Annotated in this window: 11 protein-coding genes; 8 read left to right on the top strand and 3 right to left on the bottom strand. The window is 42.1% G+C overall.

The genetic code is table 11. The features are described 5' to 3' along the window. Positions 1-383 precede the first annotated feature (383 nt). Complete coding sequence (locus HYN46_RS07270; protein ID WP_114898755.1) at positions 384-998, top strand: hypothetical protein; 615 nt, start codon at positions 384-386, stop codon at positions 996-998. A 458-nt stretch (positions 999-1,456) separates the two neighbouring features. On the opposite strand, the gene HYN46_RS07265 is transcribed toward HYN46_RS07270, so the two are convergent. Beyond that, a complete protein-coding gene (locus HYN46_RS07265) occupies positions 1,457-2,926 on the bottom strand; it encodes a hypothetical protein (protein WP_210009444.1) in 1,470 nt (489 codons plus the stop codon). Positions 2,927-3,513: 587 nt separating this feature from the next. On the opposite strand from HYN46_RS07265, the gene HYN46_RS17235 reads away from it, so the two are divergent. The 3 genes from HYN46_RS17235 (at position 3,514) to HYN46_RS07255 (ending at position 5,612) form a co-directional block, all read left to right on the top strand. Further along, positions 3,514-3,681 carry a hypothetical protein gene (locus tag HYN46_RS17235; protein ID WP_162818112.1) on the top strand — a complete coding sequence of 56 codons (168 nt, stop codon included), beginning with the start codon at positions 3,514-3,516 and terminating at the stop codon, positions 3,679-3,681. After that, entirely contained in the window at positions 3,678-4,331 is a 654-nt protein-coding gene (locus tag HYN46_RS07260; RefSeq protein WP_114898754.1) for a DUF4145 domain-containing protein, read from the top strand. Before HYN46_RS17235 ends, HYN46_RS07260 begins: the two co-directional genes overlap by 4 nt. 327 nt (positions 4,332-4,658) lie before the next feature. Beyond that, positions 4,659-5,612 carry a lysozyme inhibitor LprI family protein gene (locus HYN46_RS07255; RefSeq protein WP_114898753.1) on the top strand — a complete coding sequence of 318 codons (954 nt, stop codon included), beginning with the start codon at positions 4,659-4,661 and terminating at the stop codon, positions 5,610-5,612. 167 nt (positions 5,613-5,779) lie between these two features. On the opposite strand, the gene HYN46_RS07250 is transcribed toward HYN46_RS07255, so the two are convergent. Next, entirely contained in the window at positions 5,780-6,196 is a 417-nt protein-coding gene (locus HYN46_RS07250) for a DUF2721 domain-containing protein (protein ID WP_114898752.1), read from the bottom strand. A gap of 26 nt (positions 6,197-6,222) precedes the next feature. Then, entirely contained in the window at positions 6,223-8,427 is a 2,205-nt protein-coding gene (locus tag HYN46_RS07245) for an OsmC domain/YcaO domain-containing protein (protein WP_114898751.1), read from the bottom strand. 494 nt (positions 8,428-8,921) lie between these two features. Here HYN46_RS07245 and HYN46_RS07240 point away from each other — a divergent pair, with 494 nt between their 5' ends. The 4 genes from HYN46_RS07240 to HYN46_RS07225 all read left to right on the top strand — a co-directional run bounded on the left by HYN46_RS07240 (position 8,922) and on the right by HYN46_RS07225 (position 14,009). Beyond that, a complete protein-coding gene (locus tag HYN46_RS07240) occupies positions 8,922-10,547 on the top strand; it encodes a DUF1800 domain-containing protein (protein ID WP_162818111.1) in 1,626 nt (541 codons plus the stop codon). A 12-nt stretch (positions 10,548-10,559) separates the two neighbouring features. Next, positions 10,560-11,744: a DUF1501 domain-containing protein gene (locus tag HYN46_RS07235; RefSeq protein ID WP_114898749.1), complete on the top strand. Its 1,185-nt coding sequence runs from the start codon at positions 10,560-10,562 to the stop codon at positions 11,742-11,744. 305 nt (positions 11,745-12,049) lie between these two features. After that, positions 12,050-12,796 (top strand): UTRA domain-containing protein, encoded by a 747-nt coding sequence (locus tag HYN46_RS07230; protein WP_228254918.1) that lies wholly within the window; start codon positions 12,050-12,052, stop codon positions 12,794-12,796. A 187-nt stretch (positions 12,797-12,983) separates the two neighbouring features. Continuing rightward, on the top strand, positions 12,984-14,009 hold the full coding sequence (locus HYN46_RS07225; RefSeq protein WP_114898747.1) for a putative 2-aminoethylphosphonate ABC transporter substrate-binding protein: 1,026 nt from the start codon (positions 12,984-12,986) through the stop codon (positions 14,007-14,009). The last annotated feature ends 48 nt before the right edge of the window (positions 14,010-14,057 follow it).

Genomic DNA, 14,057 nt, shown 5'->3' with positions numbered 1-14,057 from the left:
GTGATTGATTGCGTAAACTAAGTAATCTCTATTAAATGTTGTCTTATAATTAGTAAATATGACAAATACTTGTGTTAAATAGTAATAAAACTGTGTTGCTTATACTCTTGTGTTACTAATGTTGTTTTCAAGCATTTCGTTTCAGGCAACAGTTATTCCAATCGAAATAAGACAATAAAGCTTATTATGATGTGAGTGTTGTCGCACCTAATTAGATGATCTCCAGGCACAACTATCACTTGAAAGATCAATATCATCAAATACAAAAGACAGCCATACATGATAAATTAAATAAAAACAAACAATTATAAAACAATTTCATATCAAAAACTCATCAAAAAAGATCTATATTCGTTCAATCTGCCCTTGATGGAGTGTTTGCTATGACAACAGTTAACAGCTATCTCAAAAAACAATTGAATTACATAGATTTTGGATCTCTATGGGCTCCTAGGATATGGAAAAGAGGCGTAAAATTTATTTCTTTTTTTACGCTTGTCCCCATTCCTGTTGTCTTATTCAGCAATGAACTAAGCGTAGGAGTTACAAAGGAATATTTTGATAATGCTATTGCTGAGGCAAACGGACCCCACCTCTGGAACATTGCAGCCTCTGCTGGTTTCCTGCTCTTTGCCGCACTCTTCTTATTTCCGAGATCTGTTCGTCTGGCCGGACTCACAAAATTTACTCTTGACAATGCACTTGCAGTTGGCGCTCTATCATTGGGTGTAATAATTGGGCAAGTATTAACAGCGCTCATGAAAATGCAAAATATTAGTAGTAATCAGCTATTTACACTGTTTGCGTTAACATTTTTTGGTAGTATTTACATTTTCTCGGCCAACTTTATTTTATGGTACTGCAGCAAATTAACAACTATTAGAAATCAAAGCGCAGAAATAATATTCCTTACCAATATTAATGGAATAGATATTAAACTCAGACTAGTTGCTTTCTTGATCGTACTAATTTCATTCATAGCAAGTATAATTATCTAGTTGTGCTTTATACCTCGCAAACCAAGCATTGATTCATATTAAATATGAATCAATGCTTTAAGATAAAAATTTCCATATGCTTCATCTCTAAGGCTGTCAAGACCTATAACCATGGTTGTTCCAGTACTCCAACACTGCAGGTATTGATGTACCAGGTATTTTTCCTTTTCCTGAGGATTGGCGTGACACGCCTGAAGGCTCTGTGGTGTTTGTTGACGAAGCCTAGATGCTTCCAATGCATAAAAAGAAAGATTTTAAAATCATGAACATGAACTAAGGCTTAAATATGAGAATATGCGGGAAAAGCTCCAAATTCAGCGTCACATTGGGCATGACATTATTTTCATTACCCAGCTTCCTCCGTTGTTGCATCCTGATATTCTGGATTGGTAGGGGAGAATTCACGCTATCCAAATGAGTAGACTAAGCGGCACAACCGCTGAAATCCATGAGGGAAATCATATCGCTAACTCTTCGTCTGGATCATCTTTATCGGTAATAATCACGTTCCAGGTGAATGAGTTATAAACGTGAAACTCAGGCAGCCAGCTCTTTACTTTCCTGTCCTCAAACCAATGGTGGGCAATACCAGGAAACATATCGGGATCAATCTTGTGTTTCGCATTTGGGTTGTGGAACATCGAAAGTCCTTCTGCCCAAGTCTCAGTCACAACCCCCTGCTTTACTTCATGTAAGAAGGGGTCAGGCAGCGCAGCGTTTGGATCGTGGCGATGCTTTACACCACATCGGAAGATTTTCTGGTTTGGGAGGCCAAAGCCTGCAAGCAGCCCCATGCGATTGAACTTTGAAATTGTACCAGACGATGAGAACAACACTGCACTTATGTTCTCCGCTCCCGGTAGCAGGAAGTAGCCAGATGGAATAGTCTTACCGCGGTACTCATGTGTTTCAATCTTTAGTGGCGTAATGACTAACTGACCCGAGTCGTCAAATATGAAATCGTGCGTGACACCGTAGAGGTATTCAAGAAGCGCCGGTGAAGTCCAAGTCATGGACTGGTTCTCGTGAAAATCAGCGACTGCAAAGACCAGCGGATGTCCTTTAACGTGCCGTAAATCCCAATATTTGATTTTCCGGTTGAGCTTGGAATACAGTGCGCTGCCGAATCGAATAGGTGCACGGGTCTTCAATAGCTCCTTGATCTCTTCAGGGCTACGCATTCTAGGCATGCCATTATCAGTTGGATGAAGAGGGGGATCATTCGGAGATGGACCGACGATAACGGCTTCGATGAATACCTTGCTTTGCCCATCGCTAACTTCGAAGTCAGGTGCCTCGTGTTCCTTGTTCACGAAGAGGTCAAGTTCCAGTAGCGCAGCATAGAGATATAGCTCCCAAATTCTTGAGTCGAATGCGGTCGTCTGAAACTGCTCTACGAAGTTGCCGTCAACGTCAACAAAGTGGCGCATCATTTCAGACATGATCCCCCGTGCTGGCACCCAATGCGGCTCTGAACATAGCCTTTTAAAAGCTTGGTGCTGTTGGTTGACGGGAAGCTTTGAGTTGAAGAGGTCAACACCTCCTTTGTCAGTCTTCTCATCGCCTTGGGAAAAGACCTTTTCCCCACGTGAGAGATGCTTTCTAAACGATGCGAACAGAGCGTGTCGCGCGTTCGTTCTAGTCATGCTGCAATTCACGTCGATACAACGGAATCGACCCTTGAGGTCTCGACCAAGCATCACAAAGCCAAAATCCCGATCAAATTGATCCTTTATTAGAACGCCAATCAATGTCTCAGCCGTATCTGAAAAGAACTCTAATTCAATGCCAACAGCATCAGCGATCGGGGAGCGTGTCCAAGCTATATATGCGTTGTATCGTTCGGCTGTCATCGGAATTACGCCGCTCTCATTTAGCAGGGTGGCTATCCGTTGCGCTTTTGTACCCCTGCGTTTTGCCTCACCCATACACTCCCTCTCATCGTTAGTGAGCGTGCTCACTATTTATTATTCCTAGTACCCGTCAACAATTTTATTCCACCTTGCCGCAATTCTACTCTGGGTGAATATAATGGTACAAAATTTGCCGCTTGATGCCCTGTCAGGTCATCCATGGTGTTGACCAGTTGGCGTAGGTCATGCCCAAGCCGAAACAGTCCAGATGTTCGGTCCTCTTAAAGATGCGCTAGACTGATGCTGGCGGCCACCAGCGCGTCGCGCGTGACACATATTTATTCGACTATGTGATAGTGTGAATCTGAAAATTCAGATAGTCAAAATGTATCACTTAAACCGTTGTTTAGTCTAATTAAGTGTAGTTATGTCTTCCGTATTTATTTCTGGCTGTGGTCAATCGCAGGAAGAAAAAGCAAAGGCGAGGGCACATAATGCGGTGATGGTTGATCGCAATCATGTTGTATGCAACAAAGTACATCCGTGTTCATGATTTTCGCTTTTGAATTTCCCACTCTTGACGGCTCCCGAGAATTCCCAAAGAAACTTACAGAACGCAGGTTTTGAGAGTCGAAAAACCTAGTGTAGTGAGTCATCATATTATGCAAACTACTTCAAAATTTAATTTTGATTTACTTAAAATAAAAGAATGTATTGGCGTAAAATCCTACTCTGTGCCACGCAATATTACATTTGATGAGTTTTTAGGATGGATTGAAATTGATCATGATAATGTGTCCATTGTATCTGAAGCGGTGCTGACAAAATGAGTAAAAAACTTTTAGTACGTTTTGAGCAATTAATTACCGAAGCTGATTCTATTCAATCAATGGTAAATAAGGGCTCTGAAACATTAAATGATGAAGGAATTGCTTTATTTTCAGAATGGATAATTAAAACCAAACATTTACTTATTTTGGCCTGCGGAGAAAAATCTGTTCATTTAGAGTGGTTTATTGTTGAAACTAAACCAAGGATGCAGGATTCAAGATTAAAAACTATTAAGCGTGTGCAGCCAATTCTCAAAGCTGCATATGATGACCTAAAAAATGGTTATATAACTTCGTTTAAGCAGTTAGTTCAGGCAGAAGTATTTGATGATGAATTAGAGCAAGCAAAAGAGCTTTTGAAAAGTAGCTATGTATCTGCGGCAGCTGTTATTGCGGGTGTCGTACTTGAGACGACGATTAGACAACTTTGTAATGATAATGGCATTAATACTGTAAAAATTAAGCTAGAGATTATGAATGCGGATTTAGTTAAAGCTGGTGTATATAACGTACTTCAACAAAAGCAAATCACCGCTTTAGCTGCTATAAGAAATAGTGCGGCTCATGGCAAGTCTGATGAATATAATGCCAATGATGTTGCTTATATGATCAGTGAGGTTGAACGGTTTTTGACTAAATATCTTTCTTGAAGATATCTTTTCCGATGCAGCTTGAAGGTAAGAAGTTAAATAAGGTCCAATACACAATAGAATAAAGTCAACATAATCAGAATGATAGGCTCATGCCAGTAGTGATTGATGTCGCATAATGTTTATATTTATGCTAAATGATGCCTAAAATAGGGGCATGAATCCTGATCCCATCATTGATTACAAATCTAGCGTGGAAATAATCAGGATAAAGTTTCAAATAATCTATTGATCAAAATTAAGAATAGTCATTATTTGGGAATGCTATTTTTAATCGTAATGCAATATCAAAGATTAATCATTGTAGATTAAGAGGTTAACTCACATATGTCAAAAACGCGTGATCTTATACAAGAAATAAAAGAAGTTAGACATCGTCGACAGTTTGGCTCAGCAATGGCAGAACTACCTTCAAGACTATCTGAACTCGAAAGAGCATTTAGCATCCATACTCCTGATAATCATGAACTTACGCGTTATTTCCCCGTTGCTCTGATTGCAACAGTTGAAGGTTATTTTCGACTAGTAATTAAAGATATTGTTGATCATGGGGAACCTTACTTTTCAAATGCAGAACGGTTAGCATCGACAGTTAAACTTGATTTTTCCATTTTTAAGGCAATGCATGGTAAATCGATTACTTTTGGAGAACTTATTGCTCATGTAATTCCGCTCAGCCGGATTGAGAACCTTGATACGACACTGACTTGTCTGATTGGAGAGAAGTTTCTAACAAAGCTTAGTAGCGTTACAAATCGTTGGGATCACGAAGTTTTAGGCAAACCAAACACCCCAATGATCGTTAATTCTGACCAAATTTTTGCTGACGTTTCTAGAACTTTTGAACTTAGGCATATAGTGTGCCATGAGCTGGCAAGTGCATATGAGATCAAATACGATGAAGTTTCTAGGTGCTTTGAAAGTTGTGTACAGTTCTTAAGAGCAACGGATGAGTTAATTTCCAATCTACTTTATCCAGATGCGGCATTAACTCAAGTGGACATGAATATCGCTGCCTACAAGGCTCTTGAGGAAAGCCGAAATGAACTTTCTGAGCTAATTAAGAAATTGTATTCTCGTCTTGAATCAAATAAGTATAGTTCCTTTAATTCGGCTCAAGAAAAATGGGAACAATATTGCGAAGAATGGTCAAGGTTTAAAGCTTCCGATTACGAGGGTGGCTCAATTTGGCCAACAATTGTTGCTAGCGCAGAAAAAAACATTGTAAAAGATAGGAATGATGAGATTAAAGGTTTCATTGCAACCTTAGATGATCGCTAAGCTGAAACATGAAGACCTGCTGTGAGGTAGGTCAAATTAAAGTGAAAACAATCAAAATAATAGGCTCATGCCAGTAGTGATTGATGTCGTATAATGTATATTATGTTAAATAGTATTTATGTAGAAGCATCCCCAGTGTTCGAAATATGCTCTCGCCTTTAAGACATTCACTTTCGATTAATATTTTTTTCAGAATCTAAAACTTCATCAATTTCTAGGTTCAATGCTCTTACTGATAGATGTATCTCTCTTAGAGCGAGGATTAAAGAAGCCAGCATGAAAATCATTGCACATCCAAACAAAATACTTGCCGTGTATTGCCACTCAATAAATAGTGAGAACATACTGCACGTGCACATCAATAAACTCAAAACACCCATTGCTTGGCTGTACTGAATAAGTGCAATTCGAACTTTCAAATTATTAATTTGTGCATGTATTTTGGGGTCTGGTTGCTTCTTGTATCTGTCTACAAGTTGACGTACAAGAGTCGCAAGACCAAAAAATCGATTTGTATAAGCCAGCATCAATAAAGAAATTGCAGGAAACAGCAGACCTGGAATGCCATAGTTAAATCCTGTCATTTATTTTATCTCTTGTAATCGTAAGCCTAACCCGATAAAGCCGCCATTTTAGCCCGCGCCGTATGCAGTTTTTTATAACTGTCGATTAATCGCAGATGTCGATCAAGACCCTCAAGTTTCATACTTGTAGGTGTTAAACCAAAAAAGCGCACGCTACCGTCCAAAGATCCCAACACAGTATCCATCCGCGCGTTGCCAAACATCCGTCGGAAATTGACCATGTAATCATCCAGCTCAAGCTCATCGTCAAGTTGAACTTCTAGCACCACGTTCAAGCACTGATAAAACAATCCGCGCTCAACCGTATTGGTGTTGTACTGCAAGAAGGTTTCCACTAGCTCTTTGGCTTCTTCGAACTGCTTTAACGCAAGATGAATTAGCAACTTTAACTCTAGAATCGTTAATTGACCCCATACGGTGTTGTCGTCAAATTCTATACCGATCAATGTGGTTATTTCAGTGTAATCATCGAGTTCACTGTCTTCTAAACGTTCAAGCAGGGCTTTTAGGCTCGCATCATCCAAGCGATGCAAGTTTAAAATATCGGCGCGGAACAATAGCGCTTTATTGGTGTTATCCCAGATTAAATCCTCTACCAGATATATCTCTGAATAATCGGGGACCAAAATTCGGCAGGCCGTCGCGCCTAAATGCTCATACACGGCCATATATACTTCTTTGCCCATCTCTTCGAGTATGCCGAATAGCGCTTCAGCCTCCTCTGCATTGGGATCGCCTCCCCAGCCCGAAAAATCCCACTCCACAAAATCAAAATCGGCTTTGGCACTGAAAAAGCGCCACGACACCACACCGCTGGAATCAATAAAGTGTTCAACAAAGTTGTTTGGCTCAGTTACAGCGTTACTTTCAAAGGTAGGCTGAGGTAAATCGTTCAAGCCTTCAAAACTGCGGCCTTGCAGTAGCTCCGTAAGACTGCGTTCCAGCGCCACCTCAAAATTTGGGTGTGCCCCGAAAGAAGCAAATACACCGCCCGTACGCGGGTTCATCAAGGTGACGCACATCACTGGATACTTTCCACCCAGCGAGGCATCCTTCACCAATACTGGAAAGCCCTGCTCTTCCAATGCCTTAATACCAGCCAGAATACTAGGATATTTGTCCAAAACTGCCTGCGGTACATCGGGAAGCGTCATTTCGCCTTCCAGAATCTGACGCTTCACCGCACGTTCAAAAATTTCCGATAAGCACTGTACTTGAGCTTCTACCAACGTATTACCGGCACTCATGCCATTGCTGAGAAAAAGATTTTCGATCAGGTTCGATGGGAAATACACCACCTCGCCATCCGACTGACGTACAAACGGCAGTGAACAAATGCCGCGCTCTACATTACCTGAGTTGGTATCGTACAAATGTGAGCCACGTAGTTCATCATCTGGGTTGTAAATCTCTAGGCAGTACTCATCGAGAATTTCTTTTGGCAGGGCATCTTTAGGGCCCGGTTTGAACCATTTTTCATCGGGATAATGCACAAAATCAGCATTAGCGATGTCTTCGCCCCAGAACTGATCGTTATAGAAAAAGTTACAGTTTAAACGCTCAATGAACTCCCCCAAAGCCGATGCCAACGCACTTTCCTTGGTTGAACCCTTGCCATTGGTAAAGCACATGGGAGATTGCGCATCGCGAATGTTTAAAGACCATACATTCGGAACAATGTTTCGCCACGAAGCGATTTCAATCTTCATGCCCAAACCTGCCAAAATGCCAGACATATTGGCAATGGTTTCTTCTAACGGCAGGTCTTTACCCGGAATATAAGTACTACTTTCTGAAGCTAAGCCGGGCATCAACAGTGCTTGTGCGTCGGCATCAATATTCTCAACGTGTTCAATCACAAACTCTGGGCCGGCTTGCACCACTTTCTTCACAGTACAGCGATCAATCCAGCGCACAATCCCTTGGCGATCTTTGTCTGAAATATCGGGTGGCAGCTCAACCTGAATTTTAATAATCTGTTTGTAGCGGTTTTCTGGATCAACAATGTTGTTTTGTGACAAGCGAATGTTGTCGGTGGGAATATTACGCGTTTCGCAGTACAACTTTACAAAGTACGCCGCGCATAAGGCTGACGAAGCTAAAAAATAGTCAAACGGTCCCGGTGCTGAACCATCGCCCTTATAGCGAATGGGTTGATCAGCCACCACTGTGAAGTCATCAAACTTGGCTTCAAGTCGAAGTTTGTCTAGAAAATTGACTTTGATTTCCATGCGGGCACCTAACTATTTCTCTATGTCGCCACTGGCACAAAGAAATCCAAATATTGATATATAAGCCGAATCACGGATAAGAAATTGACTTGAAAAAGAATGTGCAGAGCCACAGCTTCAGTATTCTCACTGAGTGCGTGGTTCTTGCAATGATGTGGGATTTTACAGAATTATTTTGCCTAATTAGTAATTTTTGTCTGTATTTACAGATTATTTATAGAAAATGATAAAAATAAGAATGACTTAAATAAAGATTTTGATCGATCTATTTCAAATTAATTAATCGGGAGCATCTTTCCCCTGATAATAACCTTTCAAGTCGGCTACTAGTCCGACTAAAGCTTGTATTAGCGACTCCATAGACAATTCAATCCTCCACAATTTATCTCAAATCACTACATTCCATTTCATTTCACCACATAATCACTCGCACTATAGTGTCTAGCTTCGGCGCTACAATCATTGCAATTGAAAATTTTTCTGGATGCATGGGCATGATCAAACGGCGATTTGCAATTTTGGCACTGCTTCTCTCGATGTCTCAGGGAAATTCTGCGTGGGCAAATTTTGATATTGATCAGAAAATGGATGAACTCAGCGCAAGGGCAATGTTGAGTCGATTCGGCTATGGTGCGGATGAGTCAAGTCTAAAAGTCGCTATGCATCAAACGCCGCGTCAATATCTCATGCACTCCATCCAGGGAGTGTCTCACCTACCCGTTCCAATTGTCACTCAAATTCAATCTTTGCCTATCAGCGGTTCAACTATAGCCATGTGGAGTCAATACGGGCCGGGCGGTACATTAAGTGATAAACAGCAAGATCCTGAAGCCCGCAAACTGGTACAGCAGACTGAAAACCAATATATGGATGCAACAATCCAAGCCAGATTATTAACTATGGCCAATTCGGATAATCAAGGCCATGAAGCATTACTTTCATTTTGGCTGAATCACTTTTCGATCTATGGTCCCAAGGATTATGACAAATTACTGGCTTGGGACTATAGCAATGCGCTTGAATGGGCCATGCGTGGCGACTCATTTGAGTCGTTGTTACGTGCAAGCTTTTACCACGCGGCTATGCAAATTTATCTCGATAATTTCCAATCTACAGCGCCCACTTCTATTACGGGTACCATTGTTGCAGCACGTGGAAAACCAACTGGCATCAATGAAAATTTAGCACGCGAGTTGATGGAGTTGCATACACTAGGCGTAGACGCTGGATATAGTCAGAAAGATGTGCAGGAATTAGCACGTATTATTACCGGTGCAGGTATTTACACACCCAAAATGCAGGATCAGGCTTTATCTAAAGCAGGTGCTATACGCAAAGGAATTTTTCTCTTTGATCCACGAAGGCACGATTTCGGTTCTAAAACTTTCCTTGGCAATACTTTTCCTGCAGGTCACGGTCTAGATGAAATCGACCGCGCATTGCACATTCTTGCGATGCATCCTGCGACAGCACATCATATTGCATTCAAGCTGGCACGTCAGTTTCTATCAGATAATCCACCGCCTGCTCTCGTCAATGCGATGACGAACGCTTACCTTCAGAGTAATGGTCGAATCTCAGCAACGTTAATACCACTCATGACATCCCCTGAATTTGCAGCATCCTTGTCAAACCCATTGAAATTTAAAGAACCTTTAGATTTTATTTTATCTGCCGCTCGTACGACTTGCTCTGGTATGCCTATCGGGAATCCATCCATTCTCGTTTTTAATGCCAAGGATATGGGAGAAGCACCTTTTATGCATAGTACGCCTGATGGCTATGGCGCGACAGAATCCGATTGGCTCTCGCCAGCTGCGATGGCGGAGCGCACGCGTTTTGCAGTAGCCATCGCAATGGGTAAAGTGCCTCTAGTGAGTAAAGCGGAGAATAATTTGAGTCCCCCCACTGCAACTTCCGCCATGCCTTCACCTATGTCCATGACTCAGGCAACAGCCACCCCAAATCTTGCAAAAGGGATTTCTTGTCAGCCTGACTTGAATACCGTCACTCAACTCGTTGGGCCAATCTCAAGTAATACGAAAACTGCTGAAAATGGACTATCAGATCCTGAGAAAATCGTATTGCTATTGACCAGCCCAGAATTCATGAAGAGATAGGAGAATAGATCAATGATTCACCGTCGAGAATTCCTAAAGCTTGCGCTGGCAGCCAGTGCCACATCGCTCAGTTTAAGTGTCCATCAAGCCTTCGGATTCGAAAGTCCTTCGGGCTCATCGAATGGCCGAGTCATTGTTATTTTTCAACGTGGTGGCTTAGATGGACTATTCGCCATTGCTCCTATCGATGATCCTCAGCTCCCTATCCTACGCCCTACTCTGGCTAAAACTGTACTTGCAAGTGGCATTCGATTAGGTCAGACAGGCTTCGCGGCTCATCCATCATGTACTCGGCTTGCTGAATTGTTTAATGCAGGTGAATTATCTTTCGCTCCGTGTGCAGGCACTACGGATAAAAGCCGTAGTCATTTTCAGGCTCAAGACTTCTTCGAATTAGGAACAGGGCAAGCTCATGGCAATAGTGGCTTCATGGCACGTACCGCAAGAATACTCGGTGGATCGGATGAAGCGATCAGTTTCACTCAGCAAGTCCCGCTTAGTTTTCAAGGCTTAGAGACTCCTCCAGAAATTGCACCGCTGACCGGTACTGGGCTCAAGCTACCTTCTGGTCGCCTCCGAGAGGCCATTCTTCTTGCCAATCAAAATGCCAAGACTGGTCAAGCGCTACAGCAAGCAATCACGACTGAAGCAGAGATTGAATCCAGTATGGGTATGGATGTAACTGCGGCACGAGGTGCTGCTGCGGTCAATGGCTTTCCAAAGATTGCTGGGCAGATGGGACGTTTGCTACGAGCGAACCAGAAGTTATCACTGGCTTTTATAGATTTAGGCGGATTTGACACTCATGTTTCAGAGGACGGTATCTTAACGCGTTCGCTTGATAATTTCTCTGAAGGCTTAATCGCATTAAAAGAGTCTTTAGGGGCAGAGGAATGGAATCGTACCCATGTAATCGTGATGACCGAATTTGGTCGTACGGTGCGGGAGAATGGCACTCAAGGCACGGATCATGGGCATGGAGGGCTTGCATTACTCCTAGGTGGGAATATTCAGGGCGGAAAAATGCTTGGAGGGTTTCATGGTCTTTCAGATCAAGCGTTAAATGAAAATCGCGATTTACCCGTATTGGTGGATTGGCGTGATTTACTAGGGCATTCCATGCGACATATTTATGGGCTTAATCAACAGCAGCTAAGTCACATCTTTCCTGAACATGGTTTCCGAAATATCACTTAGCCACCCATAATCAAACTTGAACCCATAATATTTGCCAGTTCAGAACTTGCTCAATAAGCCACAAATCAACTATTTCTTCATCCTTACCTTAACGGTCAATCGCTATCATCACTTACTTCGAACGCTGAAGTTAGCCTAGAGGTTTACATCATTTTAGAGAGCTATATAGCAGTGAAAATGTGAACTTTTAGTGACGGAGCATCCCTTAAACCATTTTAATATTTACCATGAGGACACAATCAGTTAACGTGCTTAACTGCGTAAAAGTCTTAAAAATCTGAAGTTGTTAATTTATGAGTATAAAGATGCAATTAGATCCTGTATCTACCCTACCCCGCGCGCCACAATATGTGCATATCCGCGACTCTTTGGCGGCCCGTATCGAGACAGGTGAATTGATCGCTAGCGCCAAGTTACCTTCCGAACGTGAACTGTCAGAGAGTTTTAATACAACTCGGGTCGCAGCACGAGAAGCCCTGCTGGCACTAGAAACCGAAGGCTTAATATATCGGCTAGATCGTCGCGGCTGGTTTGTTAGCCCTCCCCGTGTTGTTTACAACCCAAGAAGTACCAAGAGCTTTATGCAGTACGTCACAGCTCAAGGACGTATTCCAACGACTGAACTTATTTCGGCAGAGCAAATCGGTGCTTCGGAATGGGCGGCCAAACACTTAGGCATTAATGTCGGTGATCCTGTGTATTCTATTTGGAGGCGTCGATTCATTGATGGTCGACCAGTCATGGTTGAACATATACGGATGAATGCTGAATCGTTTCCAGATTTTCTAGAGATTCCTCTTAATAACTCTATTACCGAAGCGATGAGTAAGTTTTACTCTGTTGAACTAACACGGGTGAAAATGAATCTTTATCCGTCATCGTTATCTGCATCACAAGCTCGTCATCTCCTTGTATCGCCCGGAACTTCTGGATTATATATCTGCCGCAGCAATCATGATCAACACGGAAAAATTACGGATGTTGACCAAGAATATTGGCTGCATGATGTGCTCGAGATTAGTCTAGAAGCCCACAAAGAACAATCAGAATAGATCTAATATATTGTAATTTATATTATTTAATTTTTAAAAGAGAGTAATTTTTACTCTCTTTTTTATTGGTAATAATTTCTCGATCAATCCAATCTGGTTTATACCAGATTCATCAGTCTGTCATATTTTGTTGTTTTAATGCCCTCTCGAAATGAAATCCAGTGATCATTTTTTAGGGGGTACAATGATGAATTCAATATTTAAACACTTGATGCTAACAACAACTTTTACATCGATAGCCTTGTCATGCAGCTTAGCTACTGCTGGGCAAATTACTGTTTATACAGCGCTTGAAGCTGATCAACTTGTCGCCTATGAGGCCAAGCTCAAACAAGCCTACCCTGATTTAAGCGTTAAATGGGTCCGTGATTCTACAGGTGTAATCACTGCTCGCTTACTGGCAGAGAAAGCAAATCCTCAAGCTGATGTCATCACCGGACTGGCCGTGACAAGTCTTATGCTCATGGACCAGCAAAACATGCTTTTGCCTTATGCGCCTAAAGGCGTAGAGAAACTCAATAAACTCTACGTCAGTCCAAAGAAAGTACCGACATGGACCGGAATGGATGCATGGGAGTCAGCCGTATGTGTGAATACGGTTGAACTTAATGCACGCAAGCTACCACTGCCAACATCTTGGGCTGATTTGACCAAGCCGATCTATAAAGGTTTGGTCGTTATGCCAAATCCGGCATCAAGTGGCACTGGCTATTTGGATGTTTCCGCATGGCTGCAGACCCTCGGTGACAAGAAAGGCTGGGCCTATATGGATGCACTACATCAAAATATTACCCAGTATACGCACTCGGGCTCAAAGCCATGCAAAATGGCAGCTCAAGGTGAAGCCGTGATCGGTATTTCATTCGGATATCGTGCATCTCAGCTTAAAGAAAAAGGCGCACCTTTAGAAATCGTATTTCCTAAAGAGGGCTTAGGCTGGGATTTAGAAGCTTCAGCGATTGTTAAAGGCACCAAGAATCTATCCGATGCCCAAAAATTTATTGATTGGAGTGTCAGCAAAGAAGCTAATGAGGCCTATGCGGATAACTTTGCAGTAGTTGCATATCCTGGCGTCGCAAAACCCATTAAGTTCCGTCCTGCAAATGTTAACGCACTCATGATTAAAAATAATTTTGATTGGGCTGCCAAAAATCGTGACCAGATTTTGGCGGAATGGTCTAAACGGTACGACAGTAAATCTGAACCAAAATAATCGTTTATAGCGAATGCTCCAGCTCATTAGTTGTTTTAATGAGAATAT

This window comes from Aquirhabdus parva (assembly GCF_003351745.1).
In the GTDB taxonomy this organism is placed as follows: domain Bacteria; phylum Pseudomonadota; class Gammaproteobacteria; order Pseudomonadales; family Moraxellaceae; genus Aquirhabdus; species Aquirhabdus parva.
This window is presented reverse-complemented; position numbering and strand designations above follow the sequence as displayed.

Coding starts and splice junctions, on each gene's coding strand:
- HYN46_RS07245 (WP_114898751.1), bottom strand. CDS start 8,427: ATGGAAATCAAAGTCAATTTTCTAGACAAACTTCGACTTGAAGCCAAG.
- HYN46_RS07265 (WP_210009444.1), bottom strand. CDS start 2,926: ATGGGTGAGGCAAAACGCAGGGGTACAAAAGCGCAACGGATAGCCACC.
- HYN46_RS07240 (WP_162818111.1), top strand. CDS start 8,922: ATGATCAAACGGCGATTTGCAATTTTGGCACTGCTTCTCTCGATGTCT.
- HYN46_RS07255 (WP_114898753.1), top strand. CDS start 4,659: ATGTCAAAAACGCGTGATCTTATACAAGAAATAAAAGAAGTTAGACAT.
- HYN46_RS07230 (WP_228254918.1), top strand. CDS start 12,050: ATGCAATTAGATCCTGTATCTACCCTACCCCGCGCGCCACAATATGTG.
- HYN46_RS07235 (WP_114898749.1), top strand. CDS start 10,560: ATGATTCACCGTCGAGAATTCCTAAAGCTTGCGCTGGCAGCCAGTGCC.
- HYN46_RS17235 (WP_162818112.1), top strand. CDS start 3,514: ATGCAAACTACTTCAAAATTTAATTTTGATTTACTTAAAATAAAAGAA.
- HYN46_RS07270 (WP_114898755.1), top strand. CDS start 384: ATGACAACAGTTAACAGCTATCTCAAAAAACAATTGAATTACATAGAT.
- HYN46_RS07260 (WP_114898754.1), top strand. CDS start 3,678: ATGAGTAAAAAACTTTTAGTACGTTTTGAGCAATTAATTACCGAAGCT.
- HYN46_RS07225 (WP_114898747.1), top strand. CDS start 12,984: ATGAATTCAATATTTAAACACTTGATGCTAACAACAACTTTTACATCG.
- HYN46_RS07250 (WP_114898752.1), bottom strand. CDS start 6,196: ATGACAGGATTTAACTATGGCATTCCAGGTCTGCTGTTTCCTGCAATT.